Source organism: Bacillus sp. SIMBA_031, from assembly GCF_046535225.1.
Lineage (GTDB): Bacteria > Bacillota > Bacilli > Bacillales > Bacillaceae > Bacillus > Bacillus velezensis.
This window is the reverse complement of sequence record NZ_JAWRXC010000320.1, coordinates 1-265: the sequence shown is the minus strand read 5'-3', so window position 1 is coordinate 265 and position 265 is coordinate 1. Positions and strand designations below refer to the sequence as shown.

1 protein-coding gene is annotated in these 265 nt (G+C 61.9%); it reads right to left on the bottom strand.

Annotated elements, in window-relative coordinates; translation table 11 throughout:
- Window positions 1-265, bottom strand: a 265-nt coding sequence (locus SB724_RS20470; RefSeq protein ID WP_410572730.1) for a DUF456 domain-containing protein, incomplete at both ends; no start/stop codon positions are given.

Below are 265 nucleotides of genomic sequence, written 5' to 3'. Positions count from 1 at the left end.
GCTCGACCGGAGCGCAGCCTTCAAGTCACGGGTGCGTTGGACTTCGCTGAGCAACAAACCAAGGGCGAAACCAGTGAAGAGGCCCAGCACCGGAATCACGAACATCCCCACGACCGCCAGCGCAACACCGATCAGCACCGACCTGTTCGGAACGCCGTGCTGTTTGAGCCTGCGACCAGTCAAGACAGCGCTTGAAGCCATCCCGGCAACCACAAACACCATGCCGACTGCGAAGACAATCCAGCCTAGTGGGCCGGCACCGCCC